Source organism: Streptomyces sp. NPDC055025 (assembly GCF_053608565.1).
The window spans coordinates 43511-64417 of sequence record NZ_JBSGVS010000033.1; the positions used below are offsets into that span (position 1 = coordinate 43511).

The 20907-nt window shown below is 70.4% G+C and carries 14 protein-coding genes; 7 read left to right on the top strand and 7 right to left on the bottom strand.

Annotated features, from left to right (window positions below; all coding sequences use genetic code 11):
- Both ACWGDX_RS20945 and ACWGDX_RS20950 read right to left on the bottom strand, forming a co-directional pair.
- Window positions 1-609, bottom strand: coding sequence for a sigma-70 family RNA polymerase sigma factor (locus ACWGDX_RS20945; RefSeq protein ID WP_453627605.1), 609 nt, complete (start codon window positions 607-609; stop codon window positions 1-3).
- 290 nt (window positions 610-899) lie between these two features.
- Window positions 900-1571 carry a hypothetical protein gene (locus ACWGDX_RS20950; protein WP_453627607.1) on the bottom strand — a complete coding sequence of 224 codons (672 nt, stop codon included), beginning with the start codon at window positions 1569-1571 and terminating at the stop codon, window positions 900-902.
- A 189-nt stretch (window positions 1572-1760) separates the two neighbouring features.
- On the opposite strand from ACWGDX_RS20950, the gene ACWGDX_RS20955 reads away from it, so the two are divergent.
- The 3 genes from ACWGDX_RS20955 to ACWGDX_RS20965 all read left to right on the top strand — a co-directional run bounded on the left by ACWGDX_RS20955 (window position 1761) and on the right by ACWGDX_RS20965 (window position 5729).
- Window positions 1761-2822 (top strand): ferric reductase-like transmembrane domain-containing protein, encoded by a 1062-nt coding sequence (locus ACWGDX_RS20955; RefSeq protein WP_453627610.1) that lies wholly within the window; start codon window positions 1761-1763, stop codon window positions 2820-2822.
- Between the two features lie 153 nt (window positions 2823-2975).
- Entirely contained in the window at window positions 2976-4415 is a 1440-nt protein-coding gene (locus ACWGDX_RS20960) for a CAP domain-containing protein (protein WP_453627700.1), read from the top strand.
- A 114-nt stretch (window positions 4416-4529) separates the two neighbouring features.
- Window positions 4530-5729 (top strand): PP2C family protein-serine/threonine phosphatase, encoded by a 1200-nt coding sequence (locus ACWGDX_RS20965; protein WP_453627612.1) that lies wholly within the window; start codon window positions 4530-4532, stop codon window positions 5727-5729.
- Here ACWGDX_RS20965 and ACWGDX_RS20970 read toward each other — a convergent pair.
- The 4 genes from ACWGDX_RS20970 to ACWGDX_RS20985 form a co-directional block, all read right to left on the bottom strand.
- Window positions 5701-6957 (bottom strand): glycosyltransferase 87 family protein, encoded by a 1257-nt coding sequence (locus ACWGDX_RS20970; protein ID WP_453627615.1) that lies wholly within the window; start codon window positions 6955-6957, stop codon window positions 5701-5703. The genes ACWGDX_RS20965 and ACWGDX_RS20970 overlap by 29 nt on opposite strands.
- The gene (gene mptB, locus ACWGDX_RS20975; protein ID WP_453627617.1) at window positions 6954-8381 is read right to left on the bottom strand and encodes a polyprenol phosphomannose-dependent alpha 1,6 mannosyltransferase MptB; all 1428 of its coding nucleotides are present in this window, start codon (window positions 8379-8381) and stop codon (window positions 6954-6956) included. The genes ACWGDX_RS20970 and mptB overlap by 4 nt, the downstream gene beginning before the upstream one ends.
- Before the next feature lie 202 nt (window positions 8382-8583).
- On the bottom strand, window positions 8584-11298 hold the full coding sequence (locus ACWGDX_RS20980) for a ThuA domain-containing protein (RefSeq protein ID WP_453627619.1): 2715 nt from the start codon (window positions 11296-11298) through the stop codon (window positions 8584-8586).
- Window positions 11299-11317: 19 nt separating this feature from the next.
- Complete coding sequence (locus tag ACWGDX_RS20985; protein WP_453627622.1) at window positions 11318-14197, bottom strand: carbohydrate-binding protein; 2880 nt, start codon at window positions 14195-14197, stop codon at window positions 11318-11320.
- A 503-nt stretch (window positions 14198-14700) separates the two neighbouring features.
- Between ACWGDX_RS20985 and ACWGDX_RS20990 the strand changes: the two genes are divergently transcribed.
- Together ACWGDX_RS20990 and ACWGDX_RS20995 are read left to right on the top strand one after the other, a co-directional pair.
- Complete coding sequence (locus tag ACWGDX_RS20990) at window positions 14701-15846, top strand: anion permease (RefSeq protein ID WP_453627624.1); 1146 nt, start codon at window positions 14701-14703, stop codon at window positions 15844-15846.
- Between the two features lie 32 nt (window positions 15847-15878).
- Complete coding sequence (locus ACWGDX_RS20995) at window positions 15879-16142, top strand: hypothetical protein (protein ID WP_453627702.1); 264 nt, start codon at window positions 15879-15881, stop codon at window positions 16140-16142.
- On the opposite strand, the gene ACWGDX_RS21000 is transcribed toward ACWGDX_RS20995, so the two are convergent.
- Window positions 16136-17680, bottom strand: a complete 1545-nt coding sequence (locus tag ACWGDX_RS21000) for a PstS family phosphate ABC transporter substrate-binding protein (protein WP_453627626.1) — start codon at window positions 17678-17680, stop codon at window positions 16136-16138. The two genes, ACWGDX_RS20995 and ACWGDX_RS21000, sit on opposite strands and share 7 nt — an antisense overlap.
- A gap of 241 nt (window positions 17681-17921) precedes the next feature.
- Between ACWGDX_RS21000 and ACWGDX_RS21005 the strand changes: the two genes are divergently transcribed.
- Window positions 17922-19010 carry an NADH-quinone oxidoreductase subunit B family protein gene (locus ACWGDX_RS21005; RefSeq protein WP_365904073.1) on the top strand — a complete coding sequence of 363 codons (1089 nt, stop codon included), beginning with the start codon at window positions 17922-17924 and terminating at the stop codon, window positions 19008-19010.
- Window positions 19011-19076: 66 nt separating this feature from the next.
- Window positions 19077-20861, top strand: a complete 1785-nt coding sequence (locus tag ACWGDX_RS21010; RefSeq protein ID WP_453627629.1) for a nickel-dependent hydrogenase large subunit — start codon at window positions 19077-19079, stop codon at window positions 20859-20861.
- Window positions 20862-20907: the final 46 nt, after the last annotated feature.

Below are 20907 nucleotides of genomic sequence, written 5' to 3' on the forward strand. Positions count from 1 at the left end.
CTAGGAGACGTGGTCGCGAGAGGACCGCGCGGGCTGCCAGACCGAGGTGAGGTCACGTCTGGCGCGCGCCACCCGGGAGCGGACCGTACCGACCGGACAGCCCGCGGCGCTGGCGGCCTCCGCGTAGGAGAGACCCAGTAACTGCGTCAGTACGAAGGCCTCCCTCCGCGACGGGTCCATCGCGTCCAGGGCGTCGAACACCGCGACGGTCTCGTCGAAGCCGGGCAGATGGCGCGGCTGCGCGCGTTCGGCCGCCGTCTGCCAGTCCAGGGTGTCGGCGACCCGGGGCCGGGCGGCGGCGCTGCGGTAGCGGTCGATGACCACGCACCGCGCGATCGACAGCAGCCAGGTGCGCGCGCACGAGCGGCCCGCGAACTTCGCCAGACTGGTCAGGGCCCGCAGATAGGTCTCCTGGGCCAGGTCGTCGGCGCCCGGGACATCGGCGCTGAGATGCGCGACGAACCGCCGTACGTCGTCGTAGGTGGCGCGCACGAAGCACTCGGCCGCCTCGCGGTCGCCGCCCCCGGCGGCCAGCGCCCAGGCGGTGATCTCCCCGTCGCGGTGGGCGGATCTGACGGTGCGTGGATGAGTCGTTGGGGCAGGGAACATCACACTCGGTCCTTCGCGTCCTCGCGGCGCCGCACCGCGCCGGGCAGGCCAGGGCAGGGCGCGGCGCCATCGGTGGCCGGCTTCCGCGGTGGGGCGGCGGTTCACCGGCATGCCTGTGCACAGGCACGCGTGCGCGCCTGGGAAACCCTCGGCCACGGCGGAAGGGCGGTCGGCGGCCCGGTTGCGGGTCGCCGGACACCCGGAACACCCGGAATATCGGGAGCGACCGGAACGCCCGGGGCAGCGGAGCGGGAGCGGCGGAGCCCGGAACGAGCGGCGGCGGCGAAGGGTCAGTCGAAGGACGGGCGGAAGGGCGGACCCCGGCGGGAGATGCCGTACAGCACCACGAGCCGGCGCGGACTGCGGTGGGGCCGGTGGAGCGCCACGGCCGGGGTGGGCGGCAGCAGAGGTCCGGCGCCGGACAGCACCCGCCAGGCCCGCCGCAGGGGAGCGCCGACGAACAGCGCGAGCGAGCGGCCCAGTTGGAGGACGGCCGCTTCCCCGCGCCACAGCCACCAGCCGCAGAGCAGCCCGGCCACCAGGTGGGCCAGGGCCATACCGGACGTCAGGGAGTGCCCGTCGTAGGCGAGGACGAGGGCCAGCAGATCCGCCGGCCCCTCGGCCGTTCCGGCGTGGGCGTGCGCCGCCATTCCCGAACGGCCCGCCCCCGGCATCTCCATGGCCCGCGCGGTACCGGCGCCCGGCAGAAGGACATGGGTCCAGCTGAACAGGGCGTGCAGGGTGACCTGTCCCGCCGCGCTCGCGCCCACGATCGCGGGGGCGCCGCGCTCACGCCCCGCCAGCCACCAGCCCGCGCCGCCCATGGCCACCAGCGCGGCGGCGAGGGCGGGCCATGGCAGCGGGGTGGCGGACCGGAGCGCGTGGCCGAGTCCGGACACGGCTACGCACACGGCCGCGAACACCGCGGCACGTGTGAGTCGGAGTGCGGGCCCGGCTCTCATGGGCGTCATCGTCCCACCCGTGACGGAGCCTCGGAAAAGGGCCGCTGATCCGGAAACGTCGATGGTTCGGCCACTATAGGAGGACACCCAGATGATGTGATCCATGTCACATGAACTCGCCGGGAACTTTCCGCGGCCGGGGCCCGACTGCTCCGGTAACCCGCCGAAGCCGTCGAGAAAGCCGCCCAGATGAAGCCGTCCCCCACGCCCGCCGTCCCCGAGCCGACCGGCCCGCCCGTCGCGGACACGACCGGTACAGACACGACCGGTACACACACCACCGACACCGACACCGACACGACCACCACGGCCGCCACGACCGCCGCGGCCGCCACGGACCGGTCACAGCCCAGAGTCACCCTGAGATCGGATCTCAGAGCGTCGATACCGGACGGTCTGCTCGCCCTGGTGGTGACCGCCGCCGTCTTCGCCCTCCTCTACGCCCGTATCAAGGCGAAGACCTCGTCGACCGTGTCCGTCATGCCCTTCATGGCCGACGCGGGCGGCTTCTGGATGTACTTCCTCAGCCAGGCCTTCGGCTGGGCGGCGCTGCTCTGGGCGTGGACCACCGTCGTACTGGGCCTCCTGCTCTCCGGACCCCGGCCGGGCAGGCTGCCGCTGTCGCCGCAGCGCCTGGAACGGCTGCACCGTACGACCAGTCTCAACACCATCGCGCTCATCCTCGCCCACGCGCTGCTGTTCGCCGCCGAGTTGGTACGGCACGACACCACGCGCTGGTACTCCCGGCTCTCCACCGCCTTCGTCGAGTCCTTCGTACCGGGCGGCTACGACTCGGGCACGGGCCAGATCGCCATGCCCGTCGGCCAGGCCGCCCTCTATCTGGCCGTCCCGCTCGGCCTGCTCTTCTACGTCCGCCACCGCATCGGCCCCAAGACCTGGCGTGTTCTGCACCGGTTCGTGATCGTCGTCTATGTCCTGAGCGTCTGGCACACCCTGCTGTACGGCACGAACGTCTGGTACGACGGCTGGTTCCGCACCACGGTCTGGCTGCTCCAACTGCCCATCGCCGCGCTGCTGCTGGCGCGCCTGCTGCGTCCCGCGCGCCGCTCGGAGCGGCTGTCGCGCCCCGGCGCCCGCTCCGGTTCGCGCACGGGCTGGGGGCTGCGCCTCGGCGGGCGACTCGCCGCGGCGGGGGCCGTCATCGCCCTTCTCGCCGTCATCGTCAGCGGAAACGACGGCGGGCGTACCGTCCCGCCGGACGACACCTCGTCCAGCCACAACCACGACTGAGGACCGGGCGGACCGGGCGGACCGGGCCGTAGGACCTGGCGGTCCGGCCGACGGGACGGGACCGCGCCGCGGAACCGCGGCCGCCCTCCTCGACGTTCTCCCAGCAGCGCCGCGTGACGTCGGCGCTCCTGCGGAACGGAACGGGCGGTGCCGATGATCGAGCTGGTTCCCGGAGGGAATCTGCCCCTGCCGGACACGGCGCTGACGATCGAAGTGCCGGGTCCCTTCGACCTCTCCGTACTCATCACCGACGACAGCGGGAAGGTGGGCGGCGACAGCGACTTCGTCTTCTACAACCAGCCGTCGGCACCGGGCGCACGGCTGTACGGCGGCGGGGTCGGCGTGGACCCGCGGCGGCTGCGGGCGGGCGCGACCCGGGTCACGGTGGTGATCAGCCCGGCCGGCCCCGGCACCGCGCTGGGCGGGCTGCCGGTGCCGACACTGACCGTGAGCGGCAGCGGCGGCCGGGGCGTGCTCGCCCGGTTCACTCCCGCGCGCCCGGCGCACGAGACGGTGCTGCTGCTGGCGGAGATCTACCGGCGCGGCGCCGGGTGGAAGCTGCGCGCGCTCGGGCAGGGGTACGCGGACGGACTGGCCGGAATCGCCCGCGACTTCGGCGTGGAGGTCACCGAGGAGGTCACCGGACCCGTGGGGCACACCGGACCCGCGGGCCCCCCACCACCGCCGGCCGTCCGCGCGAGCGATGGGCCGAGGAGATACGGGAACGGCACGCCCGGGAACAGCAACGGCACACCCGGGAACGGCACGCACGGGAACGGCGCGGTGGGGCGCGGCACCTCCGCCGAATGGGCCGGGGCGACGGAGTTCATGGAGCTGGTCCGGGCGGAACGGCTGAGGGCCGGTGTCCCCGCCGTCGCGCCGGACAGCAGACTCTCGACCGCGGCCCAGGCCCACGCGACGGCGATGGCGGGACAGCGGCGGCTCGGCGCGGAGAGCGCCGACGGGGTCTCCGTCTTCCAGCGGATCATCGCGGGCGGCTACCACTATCTCCGTATCGACCAGCATCTCGTCTCCGGGCCCCGTACGCCCCGCGCGTTCGTGGAGTACTGCCTCGGCGATGAGGCGGCCCGGGGGCCGCTGTTCGACCCGGCGCTGACCGACGCGGGACTCGGCCGCGCCGCCGACGCCCGCTCGGGCGAGGTCTACTGGACGGCTCTGTGGGCCCGCCCCTTCACCTCCGGCGGACTGATACGGACCGCCGCCGAGGTCCTCGCCCTCACCAACGCGGAGCGGACGGCGGCCGGTCTGCGGCCCCTGGCCGGCGATCCGCGGCTGGGCGCGGCGGCGCAGGCCTACAGCGCCGACATGGCCGCGCGCGCCTTCTACTCGCACACCTCGCCCGAGGGGCTCGAACCCTGGGACCGCGCCGCCGCCGCGGGCGCCGCGCACCGGGGCATCGGCGAGAACATCGCCTGCGGCCAGCGCGGCCCGCGCGAGGTGGTCCGGGGATGGATGAACAGTCCGGGCCACCGGGCCAATATCCTCAAACGGGATTTCACCCATCTCGGTATCGGCTTCGCGGGCGGCGGCCCCGCCGGTACGTACTGGACCCAGCTCTTCGGCCGGCTCTGACCACCGCCCGAGCGTATGCGCCCCCGAGCACGTGCACCGCCCGAGCGCGTGCGCCGCGTCCGGCCGGGCGGAACCGCTCCGGTGGTGTGAGACTGCCTGTGAGGAGGTCCGGCGATGGCGACTGATTTCCCCGCGCCCCCCTGCGAGCGGCTGCTGGAGGAACTGCTCACCGAGATCCACACCGTGGCCCCGATGGACCTGCCCGGGGTAGTGAACCGGTGCGCGCCCGTAATCGGTGTCGAGGAGCTCGTCGTCTATCTCGTCGACATCCAGCAGCGCCATCTCGTCCCCCTCGCCGACGGGCTGCCGGTCATCGATCTGGAGACCGCCCTCGCCGGTTCCACCTACCGCACCCTGGAACTGCGGGTCGAGGACTCCCCGGATCCGGACGGCGGTCTGATCGCCTGGCTGCCCCTGGTCGACGGAGCGGAACGGCTCGGTGTCATCGGCGCCCGGACGTACGCGCTCGACAGCACACGGCTGCGGCGCTGCCGCGTGCTCGCCTCCGTGCTCTCCATGGCGATCACCTCGAAGCGCGCGTTCAGCGACGCCTTCGCGCGCCATGCCCGTACCGAGCTCATGGATCTGCCGACGGAGATGCTGCGCTCCCTGCTGCCCCCGCGCACCATCGGCAACGGCCAGGCCATCTCGACGGCGGTGGTGGAACCGGCGTACCACGTCGGCGGCGACGCCTTCGACCACTCCCTGACCCGGACCACCCTGTACGCCGCGATCTTCGACTCCATGGGCCACAATCTGGCCTCCGGGCTGACCAGCGCCGTGGCCATGGCCGGCTGCCGCAACGCCCGCCGCGCCGGTGCCGAGCTGCCCGAACTGGTCCGCACCATCGACGAGGCACTGACCCGGTGGCTGCCGGAGCAGTACTGCACGGGGGTCGTCGCCCAGCTCGATCTGGCGGACGGGATCTTCCGCTGGTGCAACTGCGGACATCCGCCGCCGCTGCTCATCCGTGATCAGCGGGTGCTGGACCAGGCGTTGGAGCGGACGCCGCAGCCTCCGATGGGGCTGCCCGCCGAGCTGGCCGGGACGCCCCGCGAGGCCCATGAGGTGACGCTCGAACCGGGCGACCGGGTGCTTCTCTACACGGACGGGGTGACGGAGGCACGGATCGAGGGCGGCAGGGAGTTCGGGCTCGACCGCTTCACCGACTCGATCATCCGGGCGGCCGCGGCGGGCGAGCTGGCCCCGGAGGCGCTGCGGCGGATCATCCACTCGATCCTCGACCACCAGAAGAGCCCACTGCGCGACGACGCCACGCTGCTGCTCATCGAATGGCGCCCGCCCCGCCCGTGAGCCCGCCGGAGACCTCTCCCCCGGTCTTCTCACAGGCCACCTCTGTCGCCCCGGGCAGTGGCCCGCTCCGCGGCGACAGAGGTATGAACAGCAGGGCGAGGGTGATCCACACATAGGTGTTCGCGCCGAGGAAGGCGTCGGGACCGGTCGAGTTCCAGCGCCAGAGCCAGACCACGCTGCTGCACAGGATCACATACAGCGCGGCGCACACCGCCAACAGCGCCCGGCGTTCCCGGCGTTCGCCGCGCAGCGCGGTGTCCGTCAGTACGACGAGGGCGGGAATCACCCAGACGAGATGGTGGACCCAGGTCACGGGGCTGACCAGACAGGCGGCCAGCGCGGTCAGCGCGAACCCGGTCCGGTCGTCCCCGTCACGGACGGCCGCGCGGGCCCGGTACGCCCAGAGCGCGAGGACGGCGAGAACGCACACCAGCCATACCGCGCGGCTGGGGTGATCCGGCTGGAGGCGGGCCAGTACGCCTTGGAGCGACTGGTTGGAGACATAGCTGAGCGAGCCGACACGGTCGGTGTTCCACAGGGCGTCGGTCCAGAAGGTACGGCTGGCCCCGGGGGCGATCAGGGCGGCGAGCAGGGTGGCGGCGCACGCCGTGCCCGTGGCCACGCCCGCCTGCCGCCGGCGCCCGGTGATCAGCAGATAGAGGATGAAGAGCGCGGGCGTGAGCTTGATCGCGGAGGCGAGACCGATCCCGATCCCGGCGTACCGGCCGCGTCCGGTCGCCAGCAGCCGGGCGTCGGTGAAGACCAGTGCGACGAGAAGCAGATTCACCTGGCCGAAGCTGAAGGTGTCACGGACCGGTTCGAGCAGTGCGAACAGACAGCCGGCCACGGTGAAGGCGAACCACCTGTTCCGGCAGGTGCGCCGGATGACCGGGCCCACCAGCCAGTGCAGCAGCAGGGCCGACGCGGCGACGCTCAGCGCGACACTGACGCCCACGGCCACCGGCCAGGAGACCAGCGCCATCGGCAGCATGGAGACGGCGGCGAAGGGCGGGTAGGTGAAGCCGTAGTGGGTGCCGGGGCTGAGGTAGTCGTAGATCCCGCCGTCGCCGTGGATCCAGTCGTCGACCGTGCCGTAGTAGACGCCGACGTCGAAGAAGTCCCGGTGCAGGGGGACGGTCGCGAGGAAGACGGCGGTGGCCACGACCAGGCAGACCGCGGCGGTGATCCGCCCGGCGGGTCTCGCCAGGACGGGGTACGGCCGCCTCATGACACGGTCCTGGTCCGCGAGGGAACACCGCTCGGGGCCGACATCTCGAACATCCACCAGAGCGCGAGCAGCGCGAGCGCGCCCCCGCCCACCGCGAGGGTCAACTGCATACCGTCCGGCGGATAGCCGCTGGGCAGCAGGCCGAGGGCGAGCACCCCGCTGCCGGCCGCGGCCCAGCGCCGTACCCGGCCGTCGGGCGCGGCGGCGGCGATCAGGAACAGGCCCCACAGCGCGTACCACGGCCGGAAGGCCGGGCCCAGCGCGAAGACCGCGAGCAGGCTCAGCGCCAGCGCGTACACCGGGCCCAGCCGCACCCGGCGAAGCCACAGGACCACCACCGCCACGGCGGTGGCCAGGAGGCCCAGCCACCGCCACGCCGGTACGGCCAGATCGGCGAACCCGCTGCCCACGGAGTCCAGCAGGACGCCGCAGAGCCGGCCGAGTCCGCTGGTCAGCGACCAGTTGTCGGGCGAGACGGGGGTGCTCAGCGCGCCGAGCCAGCCATAGCCCGTGCCGGTCACGGCCGTGACGCCCACCGTGGTGGCGAGGGCGATGGCGCAGGTCAGCGCGGCGGCTCTGAGCGTACGGGCCCGTCCGGTGAAGTGGCCGGACCAGAGCGCGGCGACCGCGAGCAGGCCGAGCGCCGCGGGCGCCTTGACCAGCGCGGCGAGCGATACGAGCAAGGCCGCTCTGGCGGGCCATCCGCCCAGTGCCGCCACGAGTCCGGCACCGAGCAGTCCCAGCATGAGGGCGTCGTTGTGGGCGCCCGCGACGAGATGGAGCAGCACCAGGGGATTGAGCGCGCCGAGCCAGAGCGCGGCGGAGCGCTCCACCCCGCAGCGGTCGGCGAGCAGCGGCAGAAAGGCGATCATCAGCCCGACGCCGAGCAGCGCGACCAGCCGCATCCCGAGGATTCCGGCGGACATGTCGACATGGGCGAGATCGGCGGCCTTGGCCGCGGCGGCGAGGAACACGGGACCGTACGGCGCCGGGGTGTGCTGCCAGACGGGCGGTACCTCGGTGGCGAGCGGCCCGCCCAACTGCGCGGGTCCGTAGGTGTAGACGTCGATCCGCGCGTCGACCATGGCGCCCTGTGCCAGATAGCTGTACACGTCCCGGCTGAACAGCGGCGGTCCGAGCAGCAGCGGCGCCGCCCAGGTGGCGAGGGTCGTCAGCAGCGCGCGTGGCGTGGGCGGCCGGGGCCCGCGCACCGCGCGGCCCAGCCACCACCAGGCCGCGATCAGCAGGACGAGCCCGAAGTACGCGCAGAGCACGCCCAGCGCGGCGCGGCCGGAGGTGGGCAGAAGCTCCTCGCGTACCGGCAGCGCGCCCGCGGTCAGACCGCCGGCGGTGAGCGCGACGGAACCCGCGAGCCCCAGGGTCCGGCATCGGTTCGGGTCCACATCCGCGTTCAGGGCGAGCATCTGTGGAGGCTCCCAGGAGGTGGTGGCCGGAAGGCGACGCCCCCACCACGGGCCGGTGGCATACGCATAGCCACCGCGTTAAGCCCGGACGGGTACGAGGCCGTACACGGATCCGCATACGAATACGGGAACGGACACGGGAACGGGCCCCGGGTTTCCCCGGGGCCCGTCCTCGCGTGTGGCCGTTGTGTCGTTCCTCGCGTCAGCGCACGCGCCGCGCGTCGAACTGGCCCACCCAGTACTTCGTCCGGTCGAGATAGGCGGTCTCGGCGGCCGTACCGGTCTTGCCGTACGCGCCCGAGAAGGTCTGGTAGCCGAAGCCACCGGGCGGTGCGGACGAGGCCGGTTCGATCGAGCTGCCTTCGTGCCACTCGTTGAACGAGGTGACGGAGACCCAGGTGGGCGATCCGCCGATGGCGGGGTCGAGCGCGTTGTTCCACTCCTTGTCGTAGGTCGCGCCGTTGTCCCTGCCGAGGGTCGGTGTGGTGTTGCCGGGTACCGCGCGGTCGTCGATGTAGCCGGGGGCGACCGAGGGTGCCCAGATCAGTCCGTTCGCGCGCGCGTAGTCTCCGGCCTGCTTCCAGCCGGGGGCCGTGGCGCCCGCGATCCCGTCATAGGTGTAGAGCCCCGAGAAGTGCGCGATCTTGCTGGTGTCGGTGGTCTGTGCCAGGACGGTGTTGTTCTGCGTGACCTGGTCGAGGGCGGCCCAGTCGGTGGTCCTGAGGCTCTCGAAGATGTAGAAGGCCGCGCGGTTGTTGTGCTCGGCGTCACGGTAGAAGGCGGGGTGGCTGCCGTAGGTGGTGTTGATGTACTGGATGTCGGACACCACGGAGGCCGCCGTGCGGTTCGCGTAGGGCTCGATGTGCCAGGCCACCTTGACGCCCTCGCGCGCGGCCGCGTCCAGGACACCCTTGGCGAGGGTGTCCTCGTAACCGCCCTTGCCCCACCAGCTGTAGACGATGACTCCGGCACCTGACTGCTTGACCCACTTCATGTGCTGCGCGACGGCTCCGGTGTAGTCACCGGAGTCGTACGCCCCGAGCTTCGGGTAGAGATCGGCGCCAATGTCCTGCGGCGGCGTACGGCCGCCCTGCTGCCAGTGGCGGTAGCTGCCGTACTTGGCGGGGCTGCCGTACCACGGGTAGTAGAAGAGGTGGACATTCGCCGACGTGGCCTGTAACGCCGCCGGCCTCTCCAGCGTGAAGGTGTCGATGTCGAACAGGGAGCCCGCCCCGCCGGTGAAGGTCAGGAAGACCGGTCCGGTCGGGGTGCCGCTCAGCGTGGTGGTGACGGTACGGAAGTTCTCCCAGCCGCCGGTGTTGGGTACGGCGACCGAGCCGAGCACCGCCCCGGTGGCCGATCCGGAGCGCACCTGGAGGGTGCCTCCCGAACCGCCCGAGGAGACCTTCGCGCTGAAGGTCGTGGCCCCGGTGAGCGAGGCCTGGGAGTAGCCGGCCCAGTCACCGTTCTCGATGTAGCCGAGCGTCCTGCCGCCGCTGGCGGAGCCGTGGTCGGCGGGCTGGACACCCGCGGAGGACGTGTAGGCCTCGCCCTCGTAGGTCGACGTCGACGCGGGGGGAGGAGTGGTCCCCAGTTCCTTGATCCGGATGTTGCGGAAGGACACGTCGTCGCCGGTGCCGTGGTTCTGGATGCCGATGTAGCCCTGCTGGAGGGACCGCACCGGGTCGGTGTTGGTGAAGTCGTTGATCTTCACACCGTTGAGGAAGACCTGGAGCCGCTCCCCCTCCACCCGGATCTCGTAGGTGTTCCACGCCCCCGGCGGGTTGAGAGCGCCGTCGCGCGCGGCGATGTCGGCCGACTTGAAGCCGTAGATGGAGCCGGTGGTCCTGTCGGCGGTGTCGGTGGCGTCGATCTGGATCTCGTACCCCTGGTTCACCGCCGAGTTGGGGTCGGTGGAGGAGGGGAAGCCCACGAACACACCGGAGTTGTCGTCCCCGGGCATCCGCCAGTCCAGCTTCAGCGAGTACGCGTTGTACTGCTTCGCCTGGTACCAGTACAGGCCCATGCCGCCCGTGGAGGTGAGGGTGGCGTCGGTGTTGGTGAAGCTGCCGGGGCCCGCCTGTGCCCAGCCGGTGGTCGAGCCGTTGTAGATCGGGGTGTAGCCCGTCTCCGCACGGCAGTCGGCCTTGGCGAAGCCCGCCGCGTAGCGGATTCCGCCGAGCAGCAGGGTACGGAAGGCGGGGTCGGCGTAGGACTCGGCGGTGTGGCCGAGCCCGGTGTAGAAGGACCGCCCGTTGCCCTGCGGGTGGCACCAGGTGATGGGGTGGTCACCGCTCATCTCGCCACCGCTGTAGGTGGACTCGTCCAGGCTCTGGAGCACCCGGACGTTCCCGCGGGGGTTGGCGCGGTAGTTGTACCACTCATCGGTGCGCGACCAGGTCTGGCCGAGATGCGAGGTGGCCGCGTGGGACCGGTCCTCGGTCTTCAGCGTGGCCTGCTGGATCGCCGGGTGGCTCTTGAACCAGGCGCCGACGATCCCCTCGTACTGCGGCCAGCCGTACTCGGTGTCCGCCGCCGCGTGCACACCGACATAGCCGCCGCCGCCGTCGAGGTACGACTGGAGGGCCGACTGCTGGGTGTCGTTGAGCACATCGCCGGTGGTGCTGAGGAACACCACCGTCTTGAACTGGGCCAGATTGGCCGTGGTGAAGGCCGCGCTGTCCTCGGTGGCCGTGACGGTGAAGTTGTTGGCCGCACCGAGATCACGGATGGCCTGGGTACCGGCCGGGATGGAGTCGTGGCGGAAGCCCGCCGTCTTGGAGAAGACGAGCACCTTGTAGGCCGGGTCGGCCGCCTGGGCGATAGTGGCCGGTGTCAGGAACGCCCCCACGAGTGCGAGCGCGACGACAAAGGCCGAGGCAGCGGCCGACGGGAGTCGGCGAAGCTGACGTAGCATCACTTTCCCTTTCCCGTGGTCACTTGGTGAGGGTGAGGGTGTCGATGTCGAACAGGGAGCCCGCGCCGCCGGTGAAGGTCAGGAACAGCGCTCCCGAACTGGTCGTGCCGGTCAGGGCGGTGGTGACATTGGTGAAGGTCTCCCAGCCGCCGGTCACCGGTACGGCCACCGTGCCGAGCACCGCGCCGGTGGCGGATCCGGAGCGGATCTGGATGGTGCCGCCGGCCCCGGCCGAGGAGACCTTCGCGCTGAAGGTCTTGGTCCCGGCGGTGGGGGCGGAGGCGTAGCCCGCCCAGTCACCGTTCTCGATGTAGCCGAGCGTCTTGCCACCGCTGGCGGCGGCGTGGTCCGCGGCCTGGACACCCAGGGACGAGGAGAACGACTCCCCTTCCACGGTCTGGCTCGACGGGGTGCTGCCGGTGGCGAAGGTGAAGGCGTCGAGGTCGAACAGGTTGCCCTGGCCCGTCGGTCCCTTGAAGACGAGGAACAGCTCCGTGGAGGCCGTCGGGGCGTTGGTCAGGTTGGCCGAGACATCGGTGAAGGTCTCCCAGCCACCGGTCACCGGTACGGTCACCGTGCCGAGCAGGGTGCCGGTGGCGGAGCCCGCCCGTACCTCGATGGTGCCGCCGGTGCCGCCGGACGAGACCCGGGCGGTGATGCGGTTGGCGTTGCCCAGGGCGTACGGCTTGAAGGAGATCCAGTCGTTGTTGTCGGTGAAGCCGATCGTGTTGCCGCCCTCGGCGGTGCCGTGCGCGGCCACCTGGACACCGGACTGGGCGGAGAAGTGCTCGGCCTGCCGGTGCCGGGGCTGGAGGACCCGGGCGCTGTGCGTGGTCAGTCCGGCGCCGTCGGTGTACTCGGCGTCGAAGACCCCGTAGATGTTGGCGGCGGTGTCGTGCTCACCGTCGGTCGGCACGGCGATCGTGCCGGTGCAGCCGTTCTTCGAGGTGATCGCGTGACGGTGCTCGTCATGGCCGAGGAGATAGGTCACCTTGACCTTGGCACAGTCGATGGCCCCGTCCTCGGGGTCGCTGACGGTGACCGAGAAGGGCACGGTGTCACCGAAGGAGAACAGTTCACCGTCCTTGGGAGCGGTGAGGTTGACCGACGGCGCCGTGTTGCCCGCCGTCACCACCAGACTCGCCGTACCGGTGAGTCCCTCCGGGTCCCTGACCGTCAGGGTGGGACGGAAGGTGCCCGTGGTGGTGTACGTGTGCGACGGGTTCGCCGCGGTGGACGTGCCGCCGTCCCCGAAGTTCCAGGAGTAGGTCAGTGCCTTGCCCTCGGGGTCGGAACTGCCCGCCGAGGAGAACGCGACGGTCAGCGGGGTCGGTCCCGAGGTCTTGTCCGCCGCCGCGGCGGCGATCGGGTTGCGGTTGCTGCCGCCGACGTACTCGACCCGGTACAGCGCCTGGTTGTTGGCGCCGGTGCCGTAGTCGAGGACGTACAGCGCGCCGTCCGGACCGAAGGCCTGGTCCATGACCTGGGTGCCCGTCCACGGGAAGCTCTCGATGACACCGGGGGTGCCGTCGGCCTTCACCTCGATGGGCTTGATCCACTTCCGGCCGTACTCGGCGGCGAAGAAGTAGCCGTTGAGCGACTGCGGGAACTTCACATTGGAGTTCAGGTTCGCGTCGTAGCGGTAGACCGGTCCGCCCATGGGCGATTCGGAGCCGCCGCCGAACTCGGGCGGGGAGCCGGCGTCGCCGCCGTACTTGATCCAGGCAGCCTTGGCCGCGGGCAGCGTGGCCTGGCCGGTGTTGCGGAAGGAGTTGTTGGCCGGGCCGCTCGCGCAGTTGTACTTCCCGCTGGAGGGACCGTTCGGGAAGGCGTACTCGCCGTAGGTCTCGGCGGCGGTGTTCGTGCCGGTGCAGTAGGGCCAGCCGTAGTTGCCCGGCGCGGTGATGCGGTTGAACTCGACCTGGCCGCTGGGGCCGCGCCCGCCACCGTCGGTGCCTCCGGCGTCGGGGCCGTAGTCACCGAGGTAGACGATGCCGGTGGCCTTGTCGACGGACATCCGGAAGGGGTTGCGGAAGCCCATCGCGTAGATCTCGGGCCGGGTGTTGGCCGTACCGGCAGCGAAGAGGTTGCCGGTCGGGACGGTGTAGCCGCCCGCCGCCGTCGGCTTGATCCGCAGGACCTTGCCGCGCAGGTCGTTGGTGTTGCCGGAGGAGCGCTGGGCGTCGAACTGCGGGTTGCGGTCGGTCCGCTCGTCGATCGGCGCGTAGCCGTTCGACTCGAACGGGTTGGTGTCGTCACCCGTGGTCAGATACAGGTTCCCGGCGGCGTCGAAGTCGATGTCACCACCGACGTGGCAGCACTGTCCCCGGTCGTTGGGCACCTCGAGGACGACCTTCTCGCTCGTCATGTCGAGCGTGCCGTCGGTCTTCAGCGTGAACCGGGAGAGGTTGAGATGACCCTTCCACGGCTCGAAGGACGCGGCGCTGCCGGTGACGGGGGCGTCGCCGCCCGGAGTCGACAGCTTGGGCGAGTAGTAGAGGTAGAGATAGCGGTTCGAGGCGAAGCCGGGGTCGGCCGCTATGCCCTGGAGCCCCTCCTCGTCATGCGTGTAGACGTCCAGCTTGCCGGCCGTCTTCGTGTTGCCCGCGGCGTCCGTGAAACGGACCGTGCCATCGCGGGCGGTGTGGACGACGGCGCGGTCCGGCAGGACCGCGAGAGACATTGCCTCACCCAACTCGGCGGCACCCAGGGCAAGTTGCACCTGCTGGTAGTCGCCGGCCGGAATGACGGCGGGCGCTGCGGGCGCCGCTACGGCCGCCGGCGCACCGGCCGCCGGCACCGCGACGGCGCCACCGCCGACGATCAGCGCCAACGCGGTGAGCCATCGTGACCAGAGGCGTCTCGGCCTCTGTCCTGACAGTCGTGACGGTCCTGACATGGAGCATCCTTCCTGACCTTGCGGGGGGTGCGACACGGCGTGGGCGCGCGACATCGCGCTGCCGTGTCACTGGGGGAAGAGCCTGCGCTCGGGTGATGTCCCGTCACCCGTGCAACAGCCATACCGTTCTGGCGGAGTGGATTAGATGCGGCGTCAACGTAATTGCGAAATCCCGCTAGAGTTTTGCAGCCTGGCAACGGGATCTTAATTTGTCAAGGCAATGTCAAAATTCCGGAACCGGCTCCACCGGACACGTGCCGGCCGCGGCCTCCCGCCGGACGCCACCGCGGTGATCACCGTGCGCGCGAACGCGGCTGACGGTCCGTCGGTACGGTTCGGGGCATCACGGTTCACAGCTCGCACACCGCGCACACAGAACACAGGCCCCCAGGGGGCGCACACGGGCATCAAGAGGCTGATCCACTCATCCTTTGGGAGGAAGCGTCCGGTGTCCCCACGGCGCCTGGCGGCGGGGTACCGGCCGCTCCGCTTGGATGAGGCGAATGGACCACATCACCTTTCTTGTGGGCGTGGTGATCCTGACCGCCCTCGCGTTCGACTTCACCAACGGGTTCCACGACACCGCGAACGCCATGGCGACCTCGATCGCCACCGGGGCGTTGCGCCCCAAGGTCGCGGTCCTCATCAGCGGCGTGCTCAACCTCGTGGGGGCCTTCCTCTCCACCCAGGTCGCCAGGACGATCTCCGGCGGCATCGTGAACGACCACCTGGTCACCCCGGGCATGGTCTTCGCCGGTCTGATCGGCGCGACCCTGTGGAATCTGCTGACCTGGCTCGTGGGTCTGCCGTCCAGTTCCTCGCACGCCCTGTTCGGGGGGCTGATCGGTGCCGTGTGGGTGGGTGCGGGACGCCACGGTGTGCACTTCGACGTGGTGCTCGAAAAGATCATCCTCCCGGCCGTCGCGTCCCCGCTGGTCGCCGGTCTCGCCGCGCTGCTGGCGACCTATCTCGCCTACCGGATCACCGCCCGGGGCCGGGAGTCCTCCGTCAACCGCGGATTCCGGCTCGGCCAGATCGTCTCCGCCTCACTGGTCTCCATCGCCCACGGCACCAATGACGCCCAGAAGACCATGGGCGTCATCACCCTCACCCTGATCTCCGCGGGGGCGCTCGCGCCGGACGCGGGACCGCCGCTGTGGGTCATCGCCTCGGCCGGTGTGGCGATCGCCCTCGGTACCTATCTCGGCGGCTGGCGGATCATCAGAACCATGGGCAGGGGTCTCACCGATATCCGCGCCCCGCAGGGCTTCACCGCCGAGTCCTCCGCCACGACGGTGATCCTGACCTCCGCGCACCTCGGCTTCGCCCTCTCCACCACCCAGGTCTGCTCCGGCGCCATCCTCGGCGCGGGGCTCGGCAGAAAGCTGGCGGAGGTGCGCTGGGGAATCGCGGGGCGCATGGTCATCGGCTGGTGTGTCACCCTCCCCGCCGCCGCGGCCGTGGGCGCGCTCGCCGCCGCCATGGTCGTATACGGCGGCACCGCCGGCACGATCGTCGTCGCCCTGGCCGCCTCCGCCGCGGCGGCCTTCATCGTGATCGTCTCCCGCCGCAATCCGGTGCATTCGGGCAATGTCAACGACGAGCACACCGTGAAAGTCGGCTCCCGGGCGACCAAGGCGAATGTCTGATGGAAGAGGACGGTATGGCCGCGCGGAACCGTATGGCTCTGGACTGGAGCGGTCTGGGAGAGGTGGCCGTCGTCAGCGTCGGCGCCACCGTGGGGGTCGTCCTCGTGTTCGCGCTGGGCGTGCGTCTGCTGTCGCGGCGGCACGAGCCCGGCGGCACGAGCCCCGGCGGTGCGGGCCCCGGCGGTGCGGGCCGCCGGGCTTCGGTCCTGGCGAGGACCGTCGCCGGACTCTGTTTCCTCACCTGCGCCGCGGCCGTCGCGTACGGTCTGTATCTGATCGTTCCGCAGTTTCACTGAGCCGCGTCACCGGCGCAGATGGTCCGTCCCTTCGGTGACGAGCACGGCAGATGGCCATGCGTACGGACCACGTCCTGACCGCCGCCGCGCAGCAGGTAGTTGAGAAAGCTGGCCACGAGCGAGCTGGCCGGCGGGTTGCCGTAGGTGTACGCGTACTCGACCTCCCGGAACGGGTAGTCGCTGTCGGCGATGGTGTCCGGGGACGCGGCCTCCCCGTTCAGGGTCAGCGTGTGCACCCCCTCCGGCATGGCGCCGGCGCGCAGCTCGGTGTATCCGATGGCCCCGGGGGTGCGGGCGACGGTGGCGAGGACCCGGTCGGTGCTGTCGAGTTCACAGCGGAAGACCTTCGCGGATCTGTCTTCCTTGGTCCCGCAGTCGTCCGAGGAGTACGCGAGTTCGTAGACACCGCCGAGCACGCGGTCACGGAAGATGTCGCGGGTGCCGGAGCCCGTTTTCCTGCTGGCGAGGACGATGGGCAGGTTCTCCGGGCCGCCGGGCAGCTCGTCCCAGGTCCGGAGGTCTCCCCGGTAGATGGCACGGACCTGCTCGGTCGTCAGGTCGCCGAGCGTCACCTCGTCATTGGCGACAAGGGTGTAGACGGACACCGCGACCTGGCTCTCGATCAGCTCGGGAAAGCTGTCGCGCCTGGGTACGTCGGACAGCGCGATCAGCGCGGGTGCGCCGCCCTTCGCCGCCGCGCCGCGCTCGTTCAGCTCCTGGAGGCCCTCCCGGCTGGCGCGCGCGTCGACGGTGATGGTGGAGCCGGCGCAGTCCCGCATGTACTTGGCCGCCAGGTCCTTCGCGACCGGCTCGAACGCGGTGGAGCCGGTGAGGGTCAGCTCGCCCTTCGCGCACCCCATCGGCGGCCGGACGTCGTCCCGTACGACGATGATCGAGGCCAGCGCGACCACACAGAGTGTGAGCAGCACGGTGATCATCCGGGTGGCCCTGCTGAACACGGGCGGGGTGTCGTCGGGCGTCGTGCTGCGGTTCGGATAGACCCCGCCGTCCCTGATCCCTCCGCTGACCCGGATCGCGTCACCGACCGCTCCCCCGGTGAGCAGGACGAGCAGCTTGAAGTGCTGTCCGTGGTTGAGCGGCACGCGCGGCAGATACACCGTGTCGTCGGCGTAGCGCAGCCCGGCCGCCGGGGTGAAGTGGTCCAGCAGATGGTCGGCGTCCGGCGGCGCGGTGACCGCTATGCCCTGGACCGCGCGGGAGGTGAACTCCGCCATCAGACCGTGGAGCTCGCGCCCCGTGTAGTCGGCGTCGGCGATGCTCTGGGAGCCGTCGTTCTCGATCCGCAGCAGCACGAGGGTCGCGTCGGAGAGCTGCGGATTGTCCTGGAAGAAGCCCAGCCGTACCCCGGCCCTGCCGGTGCGCTCGGCGCTGCTCACCGGTGTGTCGAGCTGGACCCGGTACCCGATACGGGTGCGGCGCGGCACCCGGCGCTCGTACCAGAGCACGGCCAGTGAGGCCACGATGCCCAGGGCCGCGGTGACCACGGCGATGACATTCTCCGCGCTGAGCCATTCCATGGCGGAGCGCCCCCCTTCGAACCCGAAGCTCGAACATGCGACCGACGAAGAATCGTCCGGTCACCGTACGGTCGCCCTCGGGGGTGAACCGCCCGATTCGCCGTCCGGTGTGCTGTTGTTCGCCGAAGGTTCACGGGAGTTCAAAGGTTCACGGGAGTTCATAGGACCGTTCCGCACTTACCGAGCACGCCCGATTCGGTTATCCAGGGAGGGACGCTCTTCCACCGATGAGGAGGGGACGATGGATACCGCCGCATCAGTCGCCGAGGGCGGCACAACGCCCGTCGGAGCGAACGGGGAAGAACTCCCCACCGTCCATATTCTCTGGATCAACGCGGGTCTGAGCTGCGACGGAGACTCCGTGTCGCTCACCGCGGCCACCCAGCCGAGTATCGAGGAAATCGCTCTCGGCGCACTGCCAGGACTGCCCAAGGTGGCCGTGCACTGGCCTCTCATCGATTTCGAATGCGGACCCGTCCAGGGCGCGGACAATTTCATCGAATGGTTCTTCAAGGCGGAGCGCGGCGAGATCGAGCCCTTTGTCCTGGTGATCGAGGGATCCATTCCGAATGAGGCGGTCAAGAGCGAGGGCTACTGGTGCGGATTCGGGGACGATCCCGAGACCGGCCAGCCGATCACCACGAGTGAGTGGATCGACCGGCTCGCGCCCAAGGCACTGGCCGTCGTGGCGATCGGCACCTGCGCCACCTACGGCGGCATCCACGCCATGGAGGGCAATCCCACCGGAGCGATGGGGGTGCCCGACTATCTGGGCTGGGACTGGAAGTCGGGTGCGGGCATCCCGATCGTCTGTATCCCCGGCTGCCCGGTGCACCCGGACAACGCCTCGGAGACACTGCTCTATCTGCTCTACCAGGCCGCCGGATCCGCGCCCATGATCCCGCTCGACGAGCATCTCCGCCCGACCTGGCTGTTCGGCGCGACCGTCCACGAGGGGTGCGACCGGGCGGGCTACTACGAGCAGGGCCAGTTCGCCACCGCGTACGACTCACCGCAGTGTCTGGTGAAACTGGGCTGCTGGGGCCCGGTGGTCAAGTGCAACGTCCCCAAGCGGGGCTGGATCAACGGGGTCGGCGGCTGTCCCAATGTCGGCGGTATCTGCATCGCCTGCACGATGCCCGGCTTCCCGGACAAATTCATGCCCTTCATGGACGAACCTCCGGGCAGTCATGTCTCCGCGGCGGCGAGCGGCGCGTACGGCAAGGTCATCCGCCGGCTGCGCGGTGTCACGGCCAGAACCGTGGACAAGGAGCCGAAGTGGCGCCGCAAGGGCGACAAGGTCCTGACCGGCTACCACCCCCCGTGGTGATCCGTCCGCGTCCGCCGGGACGGCGGAGCGAGTCCCCTCCCCACCGCCCAGAAAGGTGCGCAGCCCATGGCGCCGACGACCAAGCGAGCCGAGGACGGCAGCGGCCTGATGGAGATGTCCTGGGATCCGATCACCCGGATCGTGGGCAGCCTCGGTATCCACACGAAGATCGACTTCCGGAGCAAGCGGGTGGCCGAGTGCTACAGCACCTCGTCGGTCTTCCGCGGCTACAGCGTCTTCATGCGCGGCAAGGACCCGCGGGACGCGCACTTCATCACCAGCCGTATCTGCGGTATCTGCGGCGACAACCACGCCACCTGCTCGGTGTACGCGCAGAACATGGCGTACGGCGTGAAGCCCCCGCACCTCGGCGAGTGGATCATGAATCTCGGCGAAGCCGCGGAGTACATGTTCGACCACAACATCTTCCAGGAGAACCTGGTGGGGGTGGACTACTGCGAGAAGATGGTCCGCGAGACCAACCCCGGTGTCCTGGAGCTGGCCGAACGCACCGAGGCTCCCCACGCGGGCGACCACGGCTACCGCACCATCGCCGACATCATGCGCTCGCTCAATCCGCTGGAGGGCGAGTTCTACCGTGAGGCGCTGCATGTCAGCCGCTACACACGGGAGATGTTCTGTCTGATGGAGGGCCGCCATGTGCACCCCTCCACGCTCTACCCGGGCGGCGTCGGCACCGTGGCGACCATCCAGCTCTTCACGGACTATCTGACGCGGCTGACGCGGTACGTGGAGTTCATGAAGCGGGTCGTCCCGCTCCACGACGACCTGTTCGACTTCTTCTACGAGGCGCTGCCCGGGTACGAGGAGGTCGGCCGGCGCCGGGTGCTGCTCGGCTGCTGGGGCGCGCTCAACGACCCCGCGTACTGCGACTTCACCTACCGGAACATGTCCGACTGGGGCCGGCGGATGTTTGTCACACCGGGGGTGATCGTCGACGGCAGGCTGATCACCAACGATCTCGTCGACATCAATCTCGGCATCCGGATCCTGCTCGGCAGTTCGTACTACGACGACTGGGCGGGCCAGGAGACCTTCGTCGACCGCGACCCGCTGGGCAACCCCGTGGACCCGCGCCATCCGTGGAACCAGCACACCCTCCCGGCCCCGCAGAAGCGGGACTTCGCGGACAAGTACAGCTGGGTGATGTCCCCGCGCTGGTTCGACGGCACGGAGCATCTCGCGCTGGACACCGGCGGCGGCCCCCTCGCCCGGCTGTGGTCCACGGCCCTGTCCGGACTGGTCGACTTCGGCTATGTCCGGGCCACCGGGCACAGCGTCCGGATCAATCTGCCGCGCACCATGACCAAGCCGGAGACCACCTTCGAATGGCGGATCCCCCGGTGGAGCAACGCCCTGGAGCGCAACCGCGCGCGGACCTACTTCCAGGCCTACGCGGCGGCCTGCGCCCTGCACTTCGCCGAGCGGGCGATGGAGGAGGTCCGCGCCGGCCGCACCCAGACCTGGGAGAGCTTCGAGGTCCCGGACGAGTCCATCGGCGTCGGCTTCACCGAGGCGGTACGCGGTGTGCTCTCGCACCACATGGTGATCAGGGACGGCAAGATCGCCAACTACCATCCCTACCCGCCCACTCCGTGGAACGCCAGTGTGCGGGACTCGTACGGCACACCGGGACCGTACGAGGACGCGGTGCAGAACACGCCGATCTTCGAGGAGAACCCGCCGGACACCTTCAAGGGCATCGACATCATGCGGGCGGTGCGGAGCTTCGACCCCTGTCTGCCCTGTGGCGTGCATATGTACGTCGGCGGCGGCAGGACCGTCCGGGAGACCCATCTGCCCACCGGGCTCAGCGGGCTGGGCGGCTGACACCGGTCCTGGCCCTGGTCCCGGTCCTCGGCCCGGCCGAGGTCCC

What these genes read in the sequence shown, in the direction of transcription:
- ACWGDX_RS20945 (WP_453627605.1), bottom strand. Translation starts at nt 609, where the DNA reads ATGTTCCCTGCCCCAACGACTCATCCACGCACCGTCAGATCCGCCCAC.
- ACWGDX_RS20950 (WP_453627607.1), bottom strand. Translation starts at nt 1,571, where the DNA reads ATGAGAGCCGGGCCCGCACTCCGACTCACACGTGCCGCGGTGTTCGCG.
- ACWGDX_RS20955 (WP_453627610.1), top strand. Translation starts at nt 1,761, where the DNA reads ATGAAGCCGTCCCCCACGCCCGCCGTCCCCGAGCCGACCGGCCCGCCC.
- ACWGDX_RS20960 (WP_453627700.1), top strand. Translation starts at nt 2,976, where the DNA reads ATGATCGAGCTGGTTCCCGGAGGGAATCTGCCCCTGCCGGACACGGCG.
- ACWGDX_RS20965 (WP_453627612.1), top strand. Translation starts at nt 4,530, where the DNA reads ATGGCGACTGATTTCCCCGCGCCCCCCTGCGAGCGGCTGCTGGAGGAA.
- ACWGDX_RS20970 (WP_453627615.1), bottom strand. Translation starts at nt 6,957, where the DNA reads ATGAGGCGGCCGTACCCCGTCCTGGCGAGACCCGCCGGGCGGATCACC.
- mptB (WP_453627617.1), bottom strand. Translation starts at nt 8,381, where the DNA reads ATGCTCGCCCTGAACGCGGATGTGGACCCGAACCGATGCCGGACCCTG.
- ACWGDX_RS20980 (WP_453627619.1), bottom strand. Translation starts at nt 11,298, where the DNA reads ATGCTACGTCAGCTTCGCCGACTCCCGTCGGCCGCTGCCTCGGCCTTT.
- ACWGDX_RS20985 (WP_453627622.1), bottom strand. Translation starts at nt 14,197, where the DNA reads ATGTCAGGACCGTCACGACTGTCAGGACAGAGGCCGAGACGCCTCTGG.
- ACWGDX_RS20990 (WP_453627624.1), top strand. Translation starts at nt 14,701, where the DNA reads ATGGACCACATCACCTTTCTTGTGGGCGTGGTGATCCTGACCGCCCTC.
- ACWGDX_RS20995 (WP_453627702.1), top strand. Translation starts at nt 15,879, where the DNA reads ATGGCTCTGGACTGGAGCGGTCTGGGAGAGGTGGCCGTCGTCAGCGTC.
- ACWGDX_RS21000 (WP_453627626.1), bottom strand. Translation starts at nt 17,680, where the DNA reads ATGGAATGGCTCAGCGCGGAGAATGTCATCGCCGTGGTCACCGCGGCC.
- ACWGDX_RS21005 (WP_365904073.1), top strand. Translation starts at nt 17,922, where the DNA reads ATGGATACCGCCGCATCAGTCGCCGAGGGCGGCACAACGCCCGTCGGA.
- ACWGDX_RS21010 (WP_453627629.1), top strand. Translation starts at nt 19,077, where the DNA reads ATGGCGCCGACGACCAAGCGAGCCGAGGACGGCAGCGGCCTGATGGAG.